Genomic DNA, 15161 nt, shown 5'->3' with positions numbered 1-15161 from the left:
ATTACCTCTTCAAAACGGGTATCCAAATTTCACTTTTAAAGTTTGGTGATGTTATATCTTTCTGTTCATTCCATAAAATCTCTGGTCCTTCTGCTAGTTCATAGTTTGAAGAAGGGAACCATTCGGAATAAATACGTCCCCACACGTTTTGCAAAGCATCAGGAAATGGACCAATAGCTTCAAATATAGCCCACGTTGAAGCAGCAACCTCAAGTTGCTTGAATTGCTTTGGACAATCTTTCGTTGTAGCTACTCCAATATAGTGATCGAGTTCTCCTTTTTCCTCCATTCTTCCTTCAGAAAAGTTAGTAGAAGCACTAATAAATCCTGTAGGTTCAATATTTGAAAGGGACTTTAATATTTCGATTGATTGGCTATCTAAACTTTTCCACATAGAAGCAATTTCTTCATTTACACCAGTAAAAACAATCGGGACTCGTTTTTGTATGCCAACGATTTGAAATGGATCTTTTTCTTCAATTCGATAGTTCATTTCATTTCCTCCTTTAATCGATAACTGGAAGGTCATTGGTGAATAAGCTTTCAAAGAACGGCTAGTATTTCGAGCTTCTGAAGGTGTTATTCCGTGCAAATTTTGAAATGCACGTGAAAAAGAATCTGGTGAGTTGTATCCATATTTTATAGCGACATCGATGACTTTTATATCGCTATCTTTTAGTTCAAAGGCCGCAAGAGTAAGACGTCGATAGCGAATATATTCCGATAGTGATATGCCGGCTAGAAAAGAAAACATTCTTTTGAAATGATATTCGGAGCAGAAAGCTAGCCTTGCTACTTTTTTAAAATCAATTTCGTGTGCAAGGTTGTCTTCAATATATTGCATTGCCGCATTCATATTTTTAAGTGAATCCATTATATGACCTCCTCTGTAAATAGAATAGCAGGAATGAAATAGCTCCATCCGACATTTCATGCACAACTTTGTCGGGTGCATTTTTAACCTTACAAAAATGTAATGTTCCTGTAAGGAGAATGAATGGATGGCATGATATCCCAATGTTATAGTAACAAAGTACTTTCATTCAGTAGGTTAAATTATGATGTCTTTACTTGTGTGCCTTACATAACTGTCATGTTTGTGTAAGAGACATCGATAGTGGCAAGAGTAGAGAGTGTATATAGTTGAAAATAGAGAATAGAAGAAATGAGGGATGTCGAGATGAAAACGGTGTTAGAAGCAAAAAATATAAAAAAAGTATATGACACAGGTGGTAATAAATTTGAAGCGTTAAAAGGTATTAACCTACAAGTAAAAGAAGGTGAGTTCGTTGGAATTATGGGACCTTCTGGTTCTGGTAAGACAACTCTTTTAAATGTTCTTTCTACAATTGATAATGCGACGGACGGTGAAATTTTAATTGATGGAAAAGACATCGTGAAGATGAATGATGATAAGCTAGCATTATTCCGCCGCGATCATTTAGGATTCATTTTCCAAGATTATAACTTATTAGATACGTTAACGGTAAAAGAAAATATTGCTTTACCTCTTGCATTATCAAAGGTGAAAGCGAATGAAATTGATCGCCGCGTTCTTGAAATCTCGAAGAAATTCGGTATTGATCATATTTTAAGTCAGTTTCCATATCAAGTATCTGGTGGACAGAAGCAGCGCTGTGCGGCATCGCGTGCGATCGTTACCAATCCTAGTATGATCTTTGGGGACGAGCCGACTGGAGCGCTTGATTCTAAATCAGCGACAGATTTATTAGAAAGTATGAAGTCGTTAAATGAATATGATAACTCTACAATTTTAATGGTAACGCATGATGCGTTTGCGGCGAGTTATTGTAAACGAGTTATTTTCATTAAAGATGGTGAGTTATATAAAGAATTGCACCGCGGTGAATCAACGCGTAAACAATTTTTCCAAAAAGTCGTTGACGTAATGTCTTCCATTTCTGGAGGTATGGCTGATGACCTTATCTAGCATTGCCCTCCGCAACATACAGCGGAACTTTAAAGACTACTTTGTATATTTTGCATCTATGATTTTTAGTATTGTAATTTACTTTACATTTAAAGCACTGCAGTACAATTCGCAAATGGAAAAAGCCGCGGAAGGTTCTAAAAAAATTAGCGGTGCATTCCAAGTTTCCAGTGTCATGCTTATTATTTTCGTAGCAGTGTTCATTATATATTCAAACGGATTCTTTACACGAAAACGTAAAAAAGAAGTTGGATTATATTCCTTATTAGGTATTCGTAAAAGACAGATTGGTAAAATGCTCTTTTATGAAAATATGTTAATGGGATTAATGTCTTTAATTATCGGGATTGCGATTGGTAGTGTCCTTTCAAAACTATTCCTTGAACTACTAGTAAGTATGATGGGATTAAACTTAAATGTTCATTTTGAAGTGCCGATGGCTGCAGTTATTGATACGGCAATTATTTTCTTCGTGATTATATTGTATACATCACTTCAAGGATATCGTTTAATTTATCGTTTTAAGTTAATTGAACTTTTCCGCGCAGAACGTGAAGGTGAATCAATGCCAAAAGGATCAGTAGTTATGGCATTAATTTCAGTGTTCCTAATTGGTTCAGGTTATTTCTTAGCGTTAATGTACATGAAAGCAGTTATGTATGCAGACTTTATGGTCGTTGCATTATACATTTTGCTGGCAACAGTAGCAGGGACTTATCTATTATTCATGTTCTTCACAGTATTCGTATTGAAACGTGCAAGAAATAATAAGTCAGCGTTTTATAACGGTATGAATATGGTAACGACATCTCAGTTACTATATCGTATTAAAGGAAATGCGAAATCACTTGCGACAATTGCTATTTTAAGTGCGGTAACATTAACAGCAGTTGGAACGTCAGTAACGATGTATTACAACACATTTACACAATCAAAAGATGCGGCACCATTTAGTTATTCTTATGTGAAACAAGATGCGGCATTAGATAAGAAAGTAAATGAAGTACTTGCTGAAGAGAAGAAAAATCATCCAGTAACGCATCAATCAGAAATTGAAATGGTACCTGTACAAGGAACCTTTAAAGGAGAAAGAGCAGATCAAGTTTTAAATACACATTACAATGTGACGAAACAGTACCAGCTTATTTCTCAATCAACATTTAATAAAATTGCAAAACAATTAGATGTAAACAATGTGAATTTAAGTCCAAATGAAGCGTTTGTATACGACAGTTTATATATTGAAACATTAGATTTTGGTCCGCTTTATACAGGAAATACAGCTGTATTCCCTGTTGGAAATGAAACGAAAGAATTGAAAATTAAAGGTGTAAATAATAGAAACGTTACAAACTTAGGTGAACTATTTGTAATCGTTTCAGATGAAACATATGAGCAGGCGAAACAAGGACATGAAACGCGCACTGTAAAAAATATTGATGTAAAAGGTGAACGAAATAGTAAAGAGTTAACAGAGAAATTAGCAAGCATTATGCCGGCTGGTGAATCGGAAGTTTTAAAACCATTTAACGATTTTTATACAGGATTCCAAATGGGTCTTGAAACGACAGGATTAATGATGTTCATCGGTATGTTCTTAGGACTTGTATTCTTATTAGCGACAGGATCTATCATTTACTTCAAGCAATTAACAGAGGCAAGTGCTGACCGTGATCGTTACGTTGTCCTTCATAAAATTGGTGTAACGAAACAAGAGATGAAGAAAGCTATTGCAAAACAAGTAAGCTTTATCTTCGCTATTCCGTTAATTATCGGTATTTTACACAGTCTATTTGCTTTAAAAGGTTTATCAAATATATTACCATTTGAAATTATGATTCCGCTCTTAATTAGTATTGGAGTATACGGTGTCATTTATATCGGATATTATTTCTTAACAGTTCGTTCTTATTATAAGATTGTGAGTGCGAAGTAATAACGAAACAGCTATCGCTATAGGCGATAGCTGTTTTTTTAATTCTTCATAAAATCTTAAGAAATCTCCTCAATTTTTGTTAAGAAACGATAGTTATACTTAGACACAAGTTAAAAACAATTGAACGAATGGGGAGAGGTTTACATGCAGCTCATAACATTCTTAAATGAATTTATTAAACATCCGAAGCATACTGGTGCAATTGCGCCAAGTTCAAAAATATTAGCGAAGAAAATGGTAAATATAATCGATTTTAATAGAGCGAAGTGTATCGTGGAGTTAGGGCCTGGTACAGGGGTTTTTACGAGAGAGATTATGAAGAGAAAGAAGAAGGAGACAATATTTCTTCTTATTGAAATTAATGAAGTGTTTTTCAAAGAGTTAAAGAGAAAGTTTAAAGATGAGCAGAATGTCATTGTTGTACACGGTTCAGCTGAAAATATAAAGAAGTATATGGAAGAGTTCAATATAGAATACATTGATTACGTCTTATCTGGATTACCTTTTACTTCTTTACCAGAAGAAGTTTCAAAGCGTATTTTAAACAATGTCATGGAAGTGATACATGAGAATGGAGAATTCATTACATTCCAATATTCACTTGTGAAAAAAGGGTTTATACAGCATTTCTTCCCTGAAATTGCGCTAGAAAAAGTGTGGCTCAATTTCCCGCCAGCTTACGTCTTTAGCTGTAAAAAAGAGCTAAGGAGAGCATATGCGTAATGGAATTAAATGAATTATTATCCTACATTGAGCAATACGGTTATTGGGCACTATTTTTCTGTTTATGGTTAGGGATTATCGGTATGCCGATTCCAGATGAAATGATTGTAATGAGTGGAGGTTTTGTATCCTCACTAGGGGTATTAAGCATCATTCCTACATTTTTATTAACATATTTAGGTGTTGTATCCGGGCTTTCTTTAGGTTATATACTAGGGAAAATATTTGGTACGAAAGTACTTGATAAGCTAATGAAAAAGAAAAAAGCGAAATATCTTTTGAAATCTCAACAAATGGTAGAGAGGTATGGTCATTATGCGTTAGTCACAAGTTACTTCATACCAGTTGTAAGACATATCGTACCGTATTTAGTTGGAATGAATAACATGCGATTTAAGACGTATGCTTTGTATTCCTATACGACAGGATTTGTTTGGACACTCGTTTACTTTGTACTCGGTTCTTTATTTGGACAACATATTGAAAGTATTGTAGCGATCGCGATAGAGTATGGTATGTATTTTGGCGGGATTGTTCTTGTTGTTACGAGTGGTACTTATTTGTATAGGCAAAGAAGAAGTACAGTGATGAGTAAGTAGATAGAATAAAGGTTTATGATCATTGGGAGTAGTGTAAAAAATTATAAAAGGAGAGTTATTTTGTAGAATAACTCTCCTTTCTTTTTAATGTAATAGATTCTTATTACTTAAATTAGGCTTTGTTTGAAATACAATTATATAAATTGTTAATAAAATTGTATTGATCAGATTGGCTACTATAGTCATAAAATCACTTGATGGAATCATAAGAACAAAGATTGAAAGTATGGCAGAAATAAGAGGGATGAACTTTTGTAAAGAAGTTAATTCTCCATTTTTATGAAGTTGCCAAGACATAAAGAAGCTAATTAAGAAAACAACGGATGTAAATAATAATCCTAAATATCCCCAACCATCTTCAATATACCAAGGTAAAAAGCTCATTCGTGATGTGAAAATAAATAAATTTAATATTAGCATACTAATTATTAAGGCGTTTAAAGTGGTAATGATTGTTTGTTTTTTCATTTGAATTACGCTCCGAAATGTGATTATAGTATCAATTAGCGCTTAGTTAATTGAGTTAATTCTTGTAAATCTTTTTCTTTAAAGGACTTAAAATTATTCTTTTCAACTGTATACATATCTTCTTTTATGAGACCAGCTTTATATTGCGCATCTAAAAACTGAAGCTCTTCATCCCAAATTTTGATACTTAGCTGAAGGCACTTTTCTCGCTGAGCCGTTGGTAAATCATCTAGGTGTTTCGATTCTTTATGTGGATTTTTTGTATTATCAACACGAATTCCATAACGCAGTTCTAATTCATCTAGCTGTTTATATAATACATCTAATTCTTCTCTTTGCTTCATTATTGAATCGACTTCTGAGCTTGTGATATTAGGATTAGTTAATTTGAAATGAGTTAATTCCGCCGTGTAACCTTCAGTTTTTGAACTTGTATTTGCAAACACAACAGTTGATAATCCCATTAATAGGCCAAGGGATAAAGTTGTAATAATTATTTTTTTCATATCATTTTATTCCTTTCATTGTTTCGTATAAATAAAATATTTTTCGATATTTTTATTCAGCTGTTTTTGCCATTTCCATAAATCTTTGTTCAATTTCATCCAATTCAAATGAATGACATATTCTGTGGTCTTCTTTATCTAAAATTCTGTAGTGTTGAGATAGAATATTTTGTTGTATTTGATAACCGTTTAATTCTTTTATTTGTCGCCACCATACTTTTCCTCCTAAAGTCTTCGGGAAATTCGTATTGTAATGTGTAAAAGCGATTGTTTTTATAATTTCATTCACATCATCTCCGAAGGTCATCTGGACTGTATCGCTCTGTTCAAAGAGTGTTACGACACAAACTGCGCCTGCCCATGTGAGGGTGCGTCTACCCTTTTCAATTTCTACTAGTGTTTTTTTTGATAAACCGATAATCTCTGACATTTTATCTTGTGATAAATCGTTTTCAACACGGATTAGTTTTAATTTTGAATTGACGAGTTCAATAAATTCTTGCTTATCCATCATACATCTTCCTTTCTTGTATAGTGTAAAGAGTTACCTTATATTATTTTGATCTTGTTAATTAATATTTCACTTTTAGTTTAAGAAAATGTTAAGAAACCGTACGAGTTTTTATTAAGAAATACGCTCTATACTTAAAAACGTCCTACAGAAAAACATAATGAAAGGTGGAATATAGATGAAAAGATTTATACTTGTATCAGTATTTATCATCGTGGCAGGAGCAGCATATTTATTAAACGGGAGTGCTGCGATTGATAGAATGAATCCATTTCTTGATTTAGAATATCGTTACGCAGTGATTGATAATGATGGAAAAGAGTTAAGCGGAAATAAAGGCCGTGAATATAAAGTGACAGCTTATAATGAAAAAGGAGAATCAAAAGAAGTTACGATTGATGCAGTAGATGAATTACCGAAAGGCTCGTATTGGCATGTCATTACGAGAGGGCAGTTCTTACATGATAAAGTACAAGTAACGACAGATAAAATTCCTGATGGTGCGAAGGCGAAGTTAGGGTTGTAAGTATAAAACCGATTCTCGATGAGAGCATCGGTTTTGTTATTTTATGGTGATATATAATTGTATTGATAGCGGAGGAGGGGGAGAGTTGTGCTACTCATTTTTAGCCTTATTTTAATTGGGATTATGTGTAGTATGAGAATAGTGTCCTTAAATATGATGGAACGACAGAAGATAGAAGAACGATATGTATATTGTCCAAAATGTAATGCGAAAATTAGGAGAGGGAATTCCACTCCTTTTTGTTCGAAATGTAATTTAATATTTTAATAATAAATTCATAGAAGAAATACAAGAAATGATCCAACGACATAACTAGATTAGAAGAGAAAAAACGAGTGATATCACTCGTTTTTTTATTACACAACCGCAGGATTATAAATCATCGTAAAGTGTCCTTGTAATAGTTCAATATGACAAGGTGTATGTAGTGAACTTTCCCCATCCGTATCTACTTCTTTTTCTTCTTCTGTTTCAATATGAATGGATTTTGCTTTTACGTGGAAGATGTCATTTTCGTTTGTGTCTTCAAATAGCTTCTTCCCGATATAATCTTTAAATGCTTGAATGCCTGTTGATTTTACGACGAAAATATCAAGTGTTCCGTCGTCACATTTTACGTTCGGAATAAAGGACGGGATACCCCCGAGATATTCACCGTTTCCAACCATAACAAGAACAGCTTCGTTTTCATATACTTGTCCGTCGTAAGTGATTTTTACTGGGAATGTTTCAGCGTTTTTTACAGTTCGAATTGTGCTTAAATAGTAACCGATTTTACCAAGCTTTGCTTTTTCTTCAGCATCGATATTGTTTGATACTTCAGAGACGAGTCCAATGCCCCAAAAGTTTAAGAAGTGTTGTCCGTTTGCTTTTGCGACGTCAACAGGTTTTACATGTCCTTTTGTAATGAGTTTTGCTGCTTCTGCGATGTTTTGCGGAACGCCGAGTGTGCGAGAGAAGTCGTTGCAAGTTCCGCCTGGAATGATTGCAAGTGTAGGTCTAATTTCAAGAGGGGCTAATCCGTTTGTGCATTCAAATACAGTTCCGTCACCACCGAAGACGATAATTAAATCTACTTTACTAGCAAACTCCTGACAATAGTTTGTTGCATCACCTTGTTGTTTCGTATGAAGGATGCGTAGGTCAGGAAAAGCGGCAGCAAGTGGTGGTACGATTTTCGCTAAGTTCGTATGTAAATCACCATGTCCTGCTTTTGGATTTACGATGAGGAGTACTTTTTCAAATTTTGTCTTTGTCATTTTTATTCTCTCCCTTTGTCTTTTACGAATCGTGATAGAAAATAAACTTCCATCAGTAATTGATGGAAGTTTATTTTATTATTCCGTTACAACTGAAGCGATAAATGGTAAGTTACGATATTTTTCCGCACAGTCGATACCGTAGCCAACGATAAATTCGTCTGGAATTTGGAAGCCAACATATTCAGCTTTTAAATCCACTTTACGACGCTCGGGCTTATCAAGTAACGTACAGAATTTCAATGCTTTTGGTTTATGCATGAAGAAGTGATCTTTTAGGAAGTGAAGTGTTAAACCAGAATCGATAATGTCTTCTACGACAATTACGTTTTTTCCAGTAATGTTTACATCGATATCTTTTAACAGTTTTACTTTTCCAGATGTTTCAGTTTGATTTCCGTAACTAGATGCAGAGATAAAGTCGATTGTTACATCGTTTTTAATGTGACGAATTAAATCAGCAGCGAATACGAAAGATCCTTTTAATACAGCGATTACTACGATTTCTTCCCCTTCAAAATCACGTTCGATTTGAAGAGCTAGTTCTTTTACTTTTTCTTGTAATTGTTCTTCAGAAATTAAAGTGTCTTTTATTTCAATATTCATTTGAATCCTCCTACAATGTAAAACTTATGAACATTTCGACTGTAAAGGATAGAATGGAAAAAGTCAAAGAAGAATAGAGTTTTTTACAGAAATACCCACAATATAATCAGATGATATGATATACTGATCATATTAAGAAAACGCTTCCAAAAAGGGTGATTATGATGAAAAAGAAACAGTATACGAGTGTAACATTTATAAAAGCATTACTTTTAACAATTGTTCTTGGTATGTTGGCTTACGTAATTGATGTACCTGCGATTCGCATTTCACTAATTGGAATGACTTTAGTATTAGGTGCAATTTCCCACGGTATGATGTCGCAGCTGCAAGAAGCTGGATTGGATAATATGAAAGATCATATAGATAAGAAATGAGAAACCTTCACGTATATAGAATGAAGGTTTTTTCTTTTCTTACAAAAATGTAAGGTAATTTGTAAGACAAATCGATAGTTGCATAGTAGTGTTTTGGATAAACTATAAGTGTAAGGTAAAAGGCAAGCATATTTTAGGTAAATTAAGTTTTAGGCACTCTATATGTGAAAAAGGAGTAGGAGGGCATGGAGAAACGTTGGACGACCTTTTCTTTTTTAGCTACTAGTAACACCGTAATGCTAGCTGGAGAAATGGATTTTTTGCATATGTTTGATCGAGAAGACGATCATTCTTCTTCTAAGTTTACAATGAAATGGAGTAAATGGAGCGATAGTTGTAAATCGGAAGAAGAGGCCCCTAACGAAAGGCAAAAAATTATTTTAACAAACCCTATTAAAGCATGGGTCGTTCAACGTCGTAAGTGTAACGTCAAAAATCACTTCAAGAAAACTGAGCCGAGACAATTAGTTATCACTCCGGCCCTTCCTACTTCTAAATCACGCGAAAGTAACAAATAAATATCGAGACACACATCCAAAAAAACATCGTATATATTACGGTGTTTTTTTCTTTTTCTGAAATGAAATCTTTAAATGAAATATATTTCATCTGCATCTCATATTTACATCTGTTATTTATTCTAGTAATACATCCGGTGCGAAGTGATGTGAATAAAGTATAAGGAGAGAATGAAGATGAAAAAGAGACTATTACCAATTTGTGCAATGGCACTTTTAACAGTAGGTTATTCTTCGGTAGCGAGTGCTTCAACTGGAACACTGACAAAGGAAGAAGCAGCGCAAGTGCAGTCAGATGTAGCTAAAAAGGAAGAAGCAATTAAGGCACAGCAAAAAAATGATGCAGAGAAAAAGCAAGCGGCGCAAGTACAAGAAAAAAGTGATATGGCTAAAAAAGAGGAAGCAATAAAAGCCGAGAAAAAGAGTGAAGAAGAGAAAAAGAGAATGGCACAAGAACAGTTAAAAAGTGATATGGCCAAAAAAGAAGAAGCGATAAAAGCCGGGCAAAAAAATGATGTAGCCAAAAAAGAAGTAGCGAAGCCAGTTGTACAAGGTGAAAAATTACCAAACACAGCATCAAATAATGTAGCAATGATGGCATTCAGCGCCTGTCTTGTCGCAATAGGTACATTATTTGGATTGAATCGTCGCAATAAGGTTAAAGCGTAAATAAAATATTAGCCTATAAAGAATGGGATAATTTCATATATTAAAAATGGTAGGTTACTCCTACCATTTTTTGCATGGAGGGATGAAACATGAAGCTACTCAATTATATCGGTATTATATTAATGGCTATAGGGCTATTTATGGGATCATATTATGCGGTGGAATGGTATAAAGGAAAAAGCTCCGCTCAAGAATTAACAAAAGAAGAAATAAAGAGCCTTAAAAATATACAAGATAATCAGCTTTCTAATGAAAAACCAGTAACTTCCCAAGTGCCTTCTACTCAAACACAATATAAAGAAGGAGAAAAAGTAGCCATGTTGCATATTCCAAAAATAAAAAAGAAATTTTCTATATATTGGGGAGCAAACGAGGCAACTTTGAAAAAAGGAGTCGGTATGTTTGTTAGTGATTTAACGACAACGCCATCTGGTGAAGGACATACTGTACTGAGTGGTCATAGAGATACGGTATTTACAGATTTAGGGGATTTGAAAGAGAAGGACAACATCATTTTAGAATATAATAACAACATGTACACATATAAAATTCAGAAGATATGGATTACACATGCGGATGATCGCACTGTTATTGTGAAAAAAGAAGAACCGACTTTAACACTGACGACTTGCTATCCATTTGATTATATAGGGGATGCACCAGATAGATATATTATCGAGGCAAAGTTAACTGGTAGTTATTCAAAGTGAAATTGTAGTTTCTGAAAGCGGAAGGGGGATACATAAGTTATGTCAAAAAACATTTTAATTGTTGAAGATGAAGAGATTTTGCGTGAAATATTAAAAGATTACTTTTTAAGTGAACAATATGTAGTGTTTGAAGCGAGAGATGGGAAAGAAGCCTTAGTTATATTTGAAGAAGAAGAGGTTGATTTAGTAATTTTAGATATTATGTTGCCGGAACTAGATGGATGGTCTGTTTGCCGAAGAATCCGTAAGACGTCCGGGGTTCCGATTATTATGCTGACGGCACGTGTTGATGAGGATGATACGTTACTTGGATTTGAACTTGGAGCAGATGACTATGTGACGAAGCCGTATAGTCCGCCTATTTTATTAGCAAGAGCGAAACGATTATTAGAAAGTAGAAAAGCATCGAAAAAACCTTTAGAGAATGAAGATGATACGTTATCAATCCATGGCATCCACGTCCATTTTCCGTCACGTACTGTTACTGTTGATAAGGCAGATGTTAGTTTAACGCATACGGAGTTTGAAATATTAGTGTATTTCATGAAAAACCAAGGAATTGTACTAACAAGGGAACAATTAATTTCAAGAATTTGGGGATATGAATTTGCTGGCGATGATCGAACGGTGAATAGCCATATTCGTAATTTAAGAAATAAATTAGGAGAGAAAGCAAAGTATATTACAACTGTAGTACGAACTGGTTATAAATTTGAGGGGAATATATGAGAAAAGGGATTGTACTAAAATTATTTACTCTTACAACAGCATTATGCATGCTAATTTTAGCGACGATTTTTATTGGACAAACGATATTTTTTAAACAATATTATGCAAATCGAAAAGTAGAAGATATTAAAGTGAACTTAGATTCCTTTAAAAAGAATTATTTAAATTATGCAGGAAATGCAGAAGGAATTCAGAAACTGGAGCAAGACTTTTTAAGAGAAAATAATACGTGGATTACGACATTAGATAAGAACGGGAATTTAAAACATGCAGATGATTTTTATTTTGAAGTAACGATAGATCGTAGGCAACAAAAGAGCTTTGGACAACAAATATTCAAGATTCCCTTAGGTAATCTCGTTAATATAGAGGAGATTGATAATAAATTATCAGAGCAGTTTTTAGGACAAGAAATTTATTTTTCTGGAGTGAGAAAAGAAGATAGTTTTATTCCGTTCTCTTTTTCTTTAGCTAAGCAGAATTTAAGCGGATCTAATAAACCGCTAGAAAAAGCATTTAATGAGAAAATGAAATTAGATGAGGAGAAAAGGAGCGCAGCTAGGGAGCAACTTGTTAAGGAAAAGAGGCCGGCCGTCCAGGAACAAGCTGCCGAAGAACCAAATGTTTATATAGGGGGGCGTGTTACGAAAGTACAGTTCCCAGATGTAAACGGGCCTGTGAATCCAATTTATAAAAATGGCATCTTCTTAGATAACATAAAAGAATTTCAAACTGATTTATTATTAAAAGAGAACAAACACATACAATATACAACACAAACAATGGATTATGAAAAAAATGATATAAAATATAAATTATTAATTAAACCAATAAAAGATAAAGACGGATCAGTGACATATATATATGCAATGGCATCTTTGCAACCAGTCGATGAAGCTGTACAAATGGTGCAAGATTATTACATCTACATCATTGCATTTGTGGTCGTTCTTATTTTCCTAGCTTCATTTTACTATTCAAAACAAATTGCAAAACCATTACTAGTAATAAATGATACAACGAAGAAAATAGCTCATTTAGATTTCACAGAAAAAATACCGATTACTTCAAAAGATGAAATTGGTGATTTATCACAAAATATTAATGTACTATCTAATAAACTCCATTCTCATATTGGACAGCTAGAACAAGATATTGAAAAGGAAAGAAAGTTAGAAAAGACGAGGAAAGAATTCATTTCTGGTGTTTCACATGAATTAAAAACACCGTTAAGTATTATGAAAAGTTGTATTTCTATTTTAAAAGATGGGGTAGCTGAACATAAGAAAGAGTATTATTTTCAGGCGATGGAGAGAGAAGTAGACAAAATGGATACTTTAATTTTGGATATGCTGGAGTTAGCTAAATTTGAGTCAGGCACGTATAAAATGAAAAAGGATTCATTTTATATTGATACGATAATTGAAGACATATGCGAACAGCTTTCTGTAGAGATAGAGAAAAAAGAGCTTCGTGTTCATAAAAATATATGTTCAGTTGAAGTAATTGCAAATCAAAGTCGGATTGAACAAGTCATCGTGAACTTCATTACGAATGCAATACGTTATACATCAGATAAAGAAGATATTATTATTTCCACAATAGACGAGACGAATCATATAAAAGTGTGTATTGAAAATAAAGGTGCTCACATTGAAGAAGAACAATTAGATAAAATTTGGGATCGTTTTTATAGAGTGGATGTAGCTCGCCAGCGTTCACAAGGTGGAACGGGGATTGGGCTGGCCATTTCTAAAAATATTTTAGAATTGCACGATGCTGAATATGGGGCAAAGAATACAGAAGATGGTGTGTTATTTTACTTCTATTTACCGAAAAAAGCGTAGATGATACAATCTACGCTTTTTTAATTTAATTTCATATTATCTTTACTTAATCTTTATTTTTAAGCGATATAATCTGGTTAGAAAAAGAGGTTATGTAAGGAGTAGATTAGCCGTGAATAGCAATTTACTAGGTGTGATGGTATTTATTTTTCTTTGTGCTTTTATTGTATTTATTATTGATATTACTCATTGAGAGCTTTGATAAAAAAAGAGCGCTAATTAAGCGCCCTTTTTTTGTGAATTCATTTGATAAGCACCAATGCTTTTGAATAAGCGTGGTGAAGTTGTAAATAAAAGAATTAGTAACACAGTACATAGTATGAAAGAACCGATCATTGTACTGCCGTTTACAATTAATGAATATAAAACAGCTGATTGTCCTTTCGGCGCGTATTGTCCCCAAAAAATAATACCAGCAATAAAGTGACAGAAATAACGTGCAAAGCTACCGATAAATGTAGCAAGGATAATATAAACGAGTGCTTTTTTTCCATTGTTTTGTTTTGATGTAGGTTTATCTTTGCGACTGCCAAAACTTGAATGTTCTGCATTACTGTTGTTTGAAGCAAGAGCTTTTTGAATTGGACGATAGAATAATCCAGCAAAGCCGATAAATGCAAAGGCTATGAAGTATTCAATGAATGCTTGCACTGGTGTTAAAATGTAAGCATCACCTACGACAATTTGTAAAAGTCCCCAAATTAAGCCTCCTAAGAAAGCCATTTTGAAGCCCCAGCGGTATGCGATAATAAAAATAGGAATCATAGCAAATGAAATGGAACCGCCTGTTGGAAGTTTAATTGATAATGGTAAAATATCGATAATCAAGGCGAAGGCTGCAAGAATTGCAGATTCGATCATCGCTTGTAAATTGGTGTTACGCATGTTGTCTCCCCCTAAATCCAAGTTACACAAAAAAGAACATTATCATAGGAGGATACGAAATACGTAAATAAAAAGAGGTATGTATTTCGGACGTTTGCACAATCCCTGCGTTAGCATTAACTAACAGGTTCGAAGGGTCGGAACGAAGTGTTCCCTCTCAGCGGCAAGGCTCCCCCTGTGATAACGAGATTCTTTATTTGCTATTGTTTATTGTAAGCGGAATGGATGAGAATGGCAAATAAACCTTGTATGACAATTGTTGAAATATAATTGTATTGAAATGTTAATAAATATGAAGCAAAAAGATATAGTCCAAATGAAATAGAGTATGATATAATTTG

The 15161-nt window shown here is 33.9% G+C and carries 19 protein-coding genes and 1 riboswitch; of the genes, 12 read left to right on the top strand and 7 right to left on the bottom strand.

Annotated elements, in window-relative coordinates; genetic code table 11:
• Position 1 precedes the first annotated feature (1 nt).
• On the bottom strand, positions 2-874 hold the full coding sequence (locus BAU28_RS07250) for an AraC family transcriptional regulator (protein WP_071718180.1): 873 nt from the start codon (positions 872-874) through the stop codon (positions 2-4).
• 306 nt (positions 875-1180) lie between these two features.
• Here BAU28_RS07250 and BAU28_RS07245 point away from each other — a divergent pair, with 306 nt between their 5' ends.
• The 4 genes from BAU28_RS07245 to BAU28_RS07230 all read left to right on the top strand — a co-directional run bounded on the left by BAU28_RS07245 (position 1181) and on the right by BAU28_RS07230 (position 5209).
• Positions 1181-1951, top strand: a complete 771-nt coding sequence (locus BAU28_RS07245) for an ABC transporter ATP-binding protein (RefSeq protein WP_002173944.1) — start codon at positions 1181-1183, stop codon at positions 1949-1951.
• Positions 1938-3887: an ABC transporter permease gene (locus BAU28_RS07240; protein ID WP_071718179.1), complete on the top strand. Its 1950-nt coding sequence runs from the start codon at positions 1938-1940 to the stop codon at positions 3885-3887. The genes BAU28_RS07245 and BAU28_RS07240 overlap by 14 nt, the downstream gene beginning before the upstream one ends.
• Positions 3888-4031: 144 nt before the next feature.
• On the top strand, positions 4032-4610 hold the full coding sequence (locus BAU28_RS07235; RefSeq protein ID WP_071718178.1) for a class I SAM-dependent methyltransferase: 579 nt from the start codon (positions 4032-4034) through the stop codon (positions 4608-4610).
• Entirely contained in the window at positions 4610-5209 is a 600-nt protein-coding gene (locus BAU28_RS07230) for a DedA family protein (RefSeq protein WP_071718177.1), read from the top strand. Before BAU28_RS07235 ends, BAU28_RS07230 begins: the two co-directional genes overlap by 1 nt.
• 84 nt (positions 5210-5293) lie before the next feature.
• Here BAU28_RS07230 and BAU28_RS07225 read toward each other — a convergent pair whose 3' ends face one another.
• From BAU28_RS07225 to BAU28_RS07215, 3 genes are read right to left on the bottom strand one after another with little or no spacing between them, the layout of a single operon-like run.
• The gene (locus BAU28_RS07225; RefSeq protein WP_071718176.1) at positions 5294-5677 is read right to left on the bottom strand and encodes a hypothetical protein; all 384 of its coding nucleotides are present in this window, start codon (positions 5675-5677) and stop codon (positions 5294-5296) included.
• 35 nt (positions 5678-5712) lie between these two features.
• On the bottom strand, positions 5713-6183 hold the full coding sequence (locus BAU28_RS07220; RefSeq protein WP_071718175.1) for a hypothetical protein: 471 nt from the start codon (positions 6181-6183) through the stop codon (positions 5713-5715).
• A gap of 52 nt (positions 6184-6235) precedes the next feature.
• Positions 6236-6694 carry a helix-turn-helix transcriptional regulator gene (locus BAU28_RS07215; RefSeq protein WP_071718174.1) on the bottom strand — a complete coding sequence of 153 codons (459 nt, stop codon included), beginning with the start codon at positions 6692-6694 and terminating at the stop codon, positions 6236-6238.
• Between the two features lie 178 nt (positions 6695-6872).
• Between BAU28_RS07215 and BAU28_RS07210 the strand changes: the two genes are divergently transcribed.
• On the top strand, positions 6873-7220 hold the full coding sequence (locus BAU28_RS07210) for a YxeA family protein (protein WP_071718173.1): 348 nt from the start codon (positions 6873-6875) through the stop codon (positions 7218-7220).
• Between the two features lie 87 nt (positions 7221-7307).
• Positions 7308-7487 carry a hypothetical protein gene (locus BAU28_RS07205; RefSeq protein WP_071718172.1) on the top strand — a complete coding sequence of 60 codons (180 nt, stop codon included), beginning with the start codon at positions 7308-7310 and terminating at the stop codon, positions 7485-7487.
• An 89-nt stretch (positions 7488-7576) separates the two neighbouring features.
• Here BAU28_RS07205 and BAU28_RS07200 read toward each other — a convergent pair whose 3' ends face one another.
• The gene (locus tag BAU28_RS07200; RefSeq protein WP_071718171.1) at positions 7577-8479 is read right to left on the bottom strand and encodes a diacylglycerol/lipid kinase family protein; all 903 of its coding nucleotides are present in this window, start codon (positions 8477-8479) and stop codon (positions 7577-7579) included.
• 78 nt (positions 8480-8557) lie between these two features.
• Positions 8558-9085 (bottom strand): hypoxanthine phosphoribosyltransferase, encoded by a 528-nt coding sequence (gene hpt / locus BAU28_RS07195; protein WP_025148857.1) that lies wholly within the window; start codon positions 9083-9085, stop codon positions 8558-8560.
• A 161-nt stretch (positions 9086-9246) separates the two neighbouring features.
• Here hpt and BAU28_RS07190 point away from each other — a divergent pair, with 161 nt between their 5' ends.
• The 6 genes from BAU28_RS07190 to BAU28_RS07165 all read left to right on the top strand — a co-directional run bounded on the left by BAU28_RS07190 (position 9247) and on the right by BAU28_RS07165 (position 13935).
• Positions 9247-9462, top strand: a complete 216-nt coding sequence (locus BAU28_RS07190; RefSeq protein ID WP_071718170.1) for a hypothetical protein — start codon at positions 9247-9249, stop codon at positions 9460-9462.
• Between the two features lie 185 nt (positions 9463-9647).
• Positions 9648-9980, top strand: a complete 333-nt coding sequence (locus BAU28_RS07185) for a hypothetical protein (protein WP_071718169.1) — start codon at positions 9648-9650, stop codon at positions 9978-9980.
• Between the two features lie 177 nt (positions 9981-10157).
• Positions 10158-10649 (top strand): LPXTG cell wall anchor domain-containing protein, encoded by a 492-nt coding sequence (locus BAU28_RS07180; protein WP_071718168.1) that lies wholly within the window; start codon positions 10158-10160, stop codon positions 10647-10649.
• An 89-nt stretch (positions 10650-10738) separates the two neighbouring features.
• Positions 10739-11359, top strand: coding sequence for a class D sortase (locus BAU28_RS07175; RefSeq protein WP_071718167.1), 621 nt, complete (start codon positions 10739-10741; stop codon positions 11357-11359).
• 39 nt (positions 11360-11398) lie between these two features.
• Positions 11399-12088, top strand: a complete 690-nt coding sequence (locus BAU28_RS07170; protein WP_071718166.1) for a response regulator transcription factor — start codon at positions 11399-11401, stop codon at positions 12086-12088.
• Positions 12085-13935, top strand: coding sequence for a sensor histidine kinase (locus tag BAU28_RS07165; protein WP_071718165.1), 1851 nt, complete (start codon positions 12085-12087; stop codon positions 13933-13935). Before BAU28_RS07170 ends, BAU28_RS07165 begins: the two co-directional genes overlap by 4 nt.
• 219 nt (positions 13936-14154) lie before the next feature.
• Here BAU28_RS07165 and thiT read toward each other — a convergent pair whose 3' ends face one another.
• Positions 14155-14820, bottom strand: coding sequence for an energy-coupled thiamine transporter ThiT (gene thiT, locus BAU28_RS07160; RefSeq protein ID WP_071718164.1), 666 nt, complete (start codon positions 14818-14820; stop codon positions 14155-14157).
• 84 nt (positions 14821-14904) lie between these two features.
• Positions 14905-15006: riboswitch (TPP riboswitch) on the bottom strand.
• Positions 15007-15161: the final 155 nt, after the last annotated feature.

Source organism: Bacillus paramycoides (genome assembly GCF_001884235.1).
Lineage (GTDB): Bacteria > Bacillota > Bacilli > Bacillales > Bacillaceae_G > Bacillus_A > Bacillus_A paramycoides.
Note: the sequence above shows the minus strand (reverse complement) of the source record. Positions and strands in the feature narration are given on the sequence as shown.

Coding starts and splice junctions, on each gene's coding strand:
- BAU28_RS07250 (WP_071718180.1), bottom strand. CDS start 874: ATGGATTCACTTAAAAATATGAATGCGGCAATGCAATATATTGAAGAC.
- BAU28_RS07245 (WP_002173944.1), top strand. CDS start 1,181: ATGAAAACGGTGTTAGAAGCAAAAAATATAAAAAAAGTATATGACACA.
- BAU28_RS07240 (WP_071718179.1), top strand. CDS start 1,938: ATGACCTTATCTAGCATTGCCCTCCGCAACATACAGCGGAACTTTAAA.
- BAU28_RS07235 (WP_071718178.1), top strand. CDS start 4,032: ATGCAGCTCATAACATTCTTAAATGAATTTATTAAACATCCGAAGCAT.
- BAU28_RS07230 (WP_071718177.1), top strand. CDS start 4,610: ATGGAATTAAATGAATTATTATCCTACATTGAGCAATACGGTTATTGG.
- BAU28_RS07225 (WP_071718176.1), bottom strand. CDS start 5,677: ATGAAAAAACAAACAATCATTACCACTTTAAACGCCTTAATAATTAGT.
- BAU28_RS07220 (WP_071718175.1), bottom strand. CDS start 6,183: ATGAAAAAAATAATTATTACAACTTTATCCCTTGGCCTATTAATGGGA.
- BAU28_RS07215 (WP_071718174.1), bottom strand. CDS start 6,694: ATGGATAAGCAAGAATTTATTGAACTCGTCAATTCAAAATTAAAACTA.
- BAU28_RS07210 (WP_071718173.1), top strand. CDS start 6,873: ATGAAAAGATTTATACTTGTATCAGTATTTATCATCGTGGCAGGAGCA.
- BAU28_RS07200 (WP_071718171.1), bottom strand. CDS start 8,479: ATGACAAAGACAAAATTTGAAAAAGTACTCCTCATCGTAAATCCAAAA.
- hpt (WP_025148857.1), bottom strand. CDS start 9,085: ATGAATATTGAAATAAAAGACACTTTAATTTCTGAAGAACAATTACAA.
- BAU28_RS07190 (WP_071718170.1), top strand. CDS start 9,247: ATGATGAAAAAGAAACAGTATACGAGTGTAACATTTATAAAAGCATTA.
- BAU28_RS07185 (WP_071718169.1), top strand. CDS start 9,648: ATGGAGAAACGTTGGACGACCTTTTCTTTTTTAGCTACTAGTAACACC.
- BAU28_RS07180 (WP_071718168.1), top strand. CDS start 10,158: ATGAAAAAGAGACTATTACCAATTTGTGCAATGGCACTTTTAACAGTA.
- BAU28_RS07175 (WP_071718167.1), top strand. CDS start 10,739: ATGAAGCTACTCAATTATATCGGTATTATATTAATGGCTATAGGGCTA.
- BAU28_RS07170 (WP_071718166.1), top strand. CDS start 11,399: ATGTCAAAAAACATTTTAATTGTTGAAGATGAAGAGATTTTGCGTGAA.
- BAU28_RS07165 (WP_071718165.1), top strand. CDS start 12,085: ATGAGAAAAGGGATTGTACTAAAATTATTTACTCTTACAACAGCATTA.
- thiT (WP_071718164.1), bottom strand. CDS start 14,820: ATGCGTAACACCAATTTACAAGCGATGATCGAATCTGCAATTCTTGCA.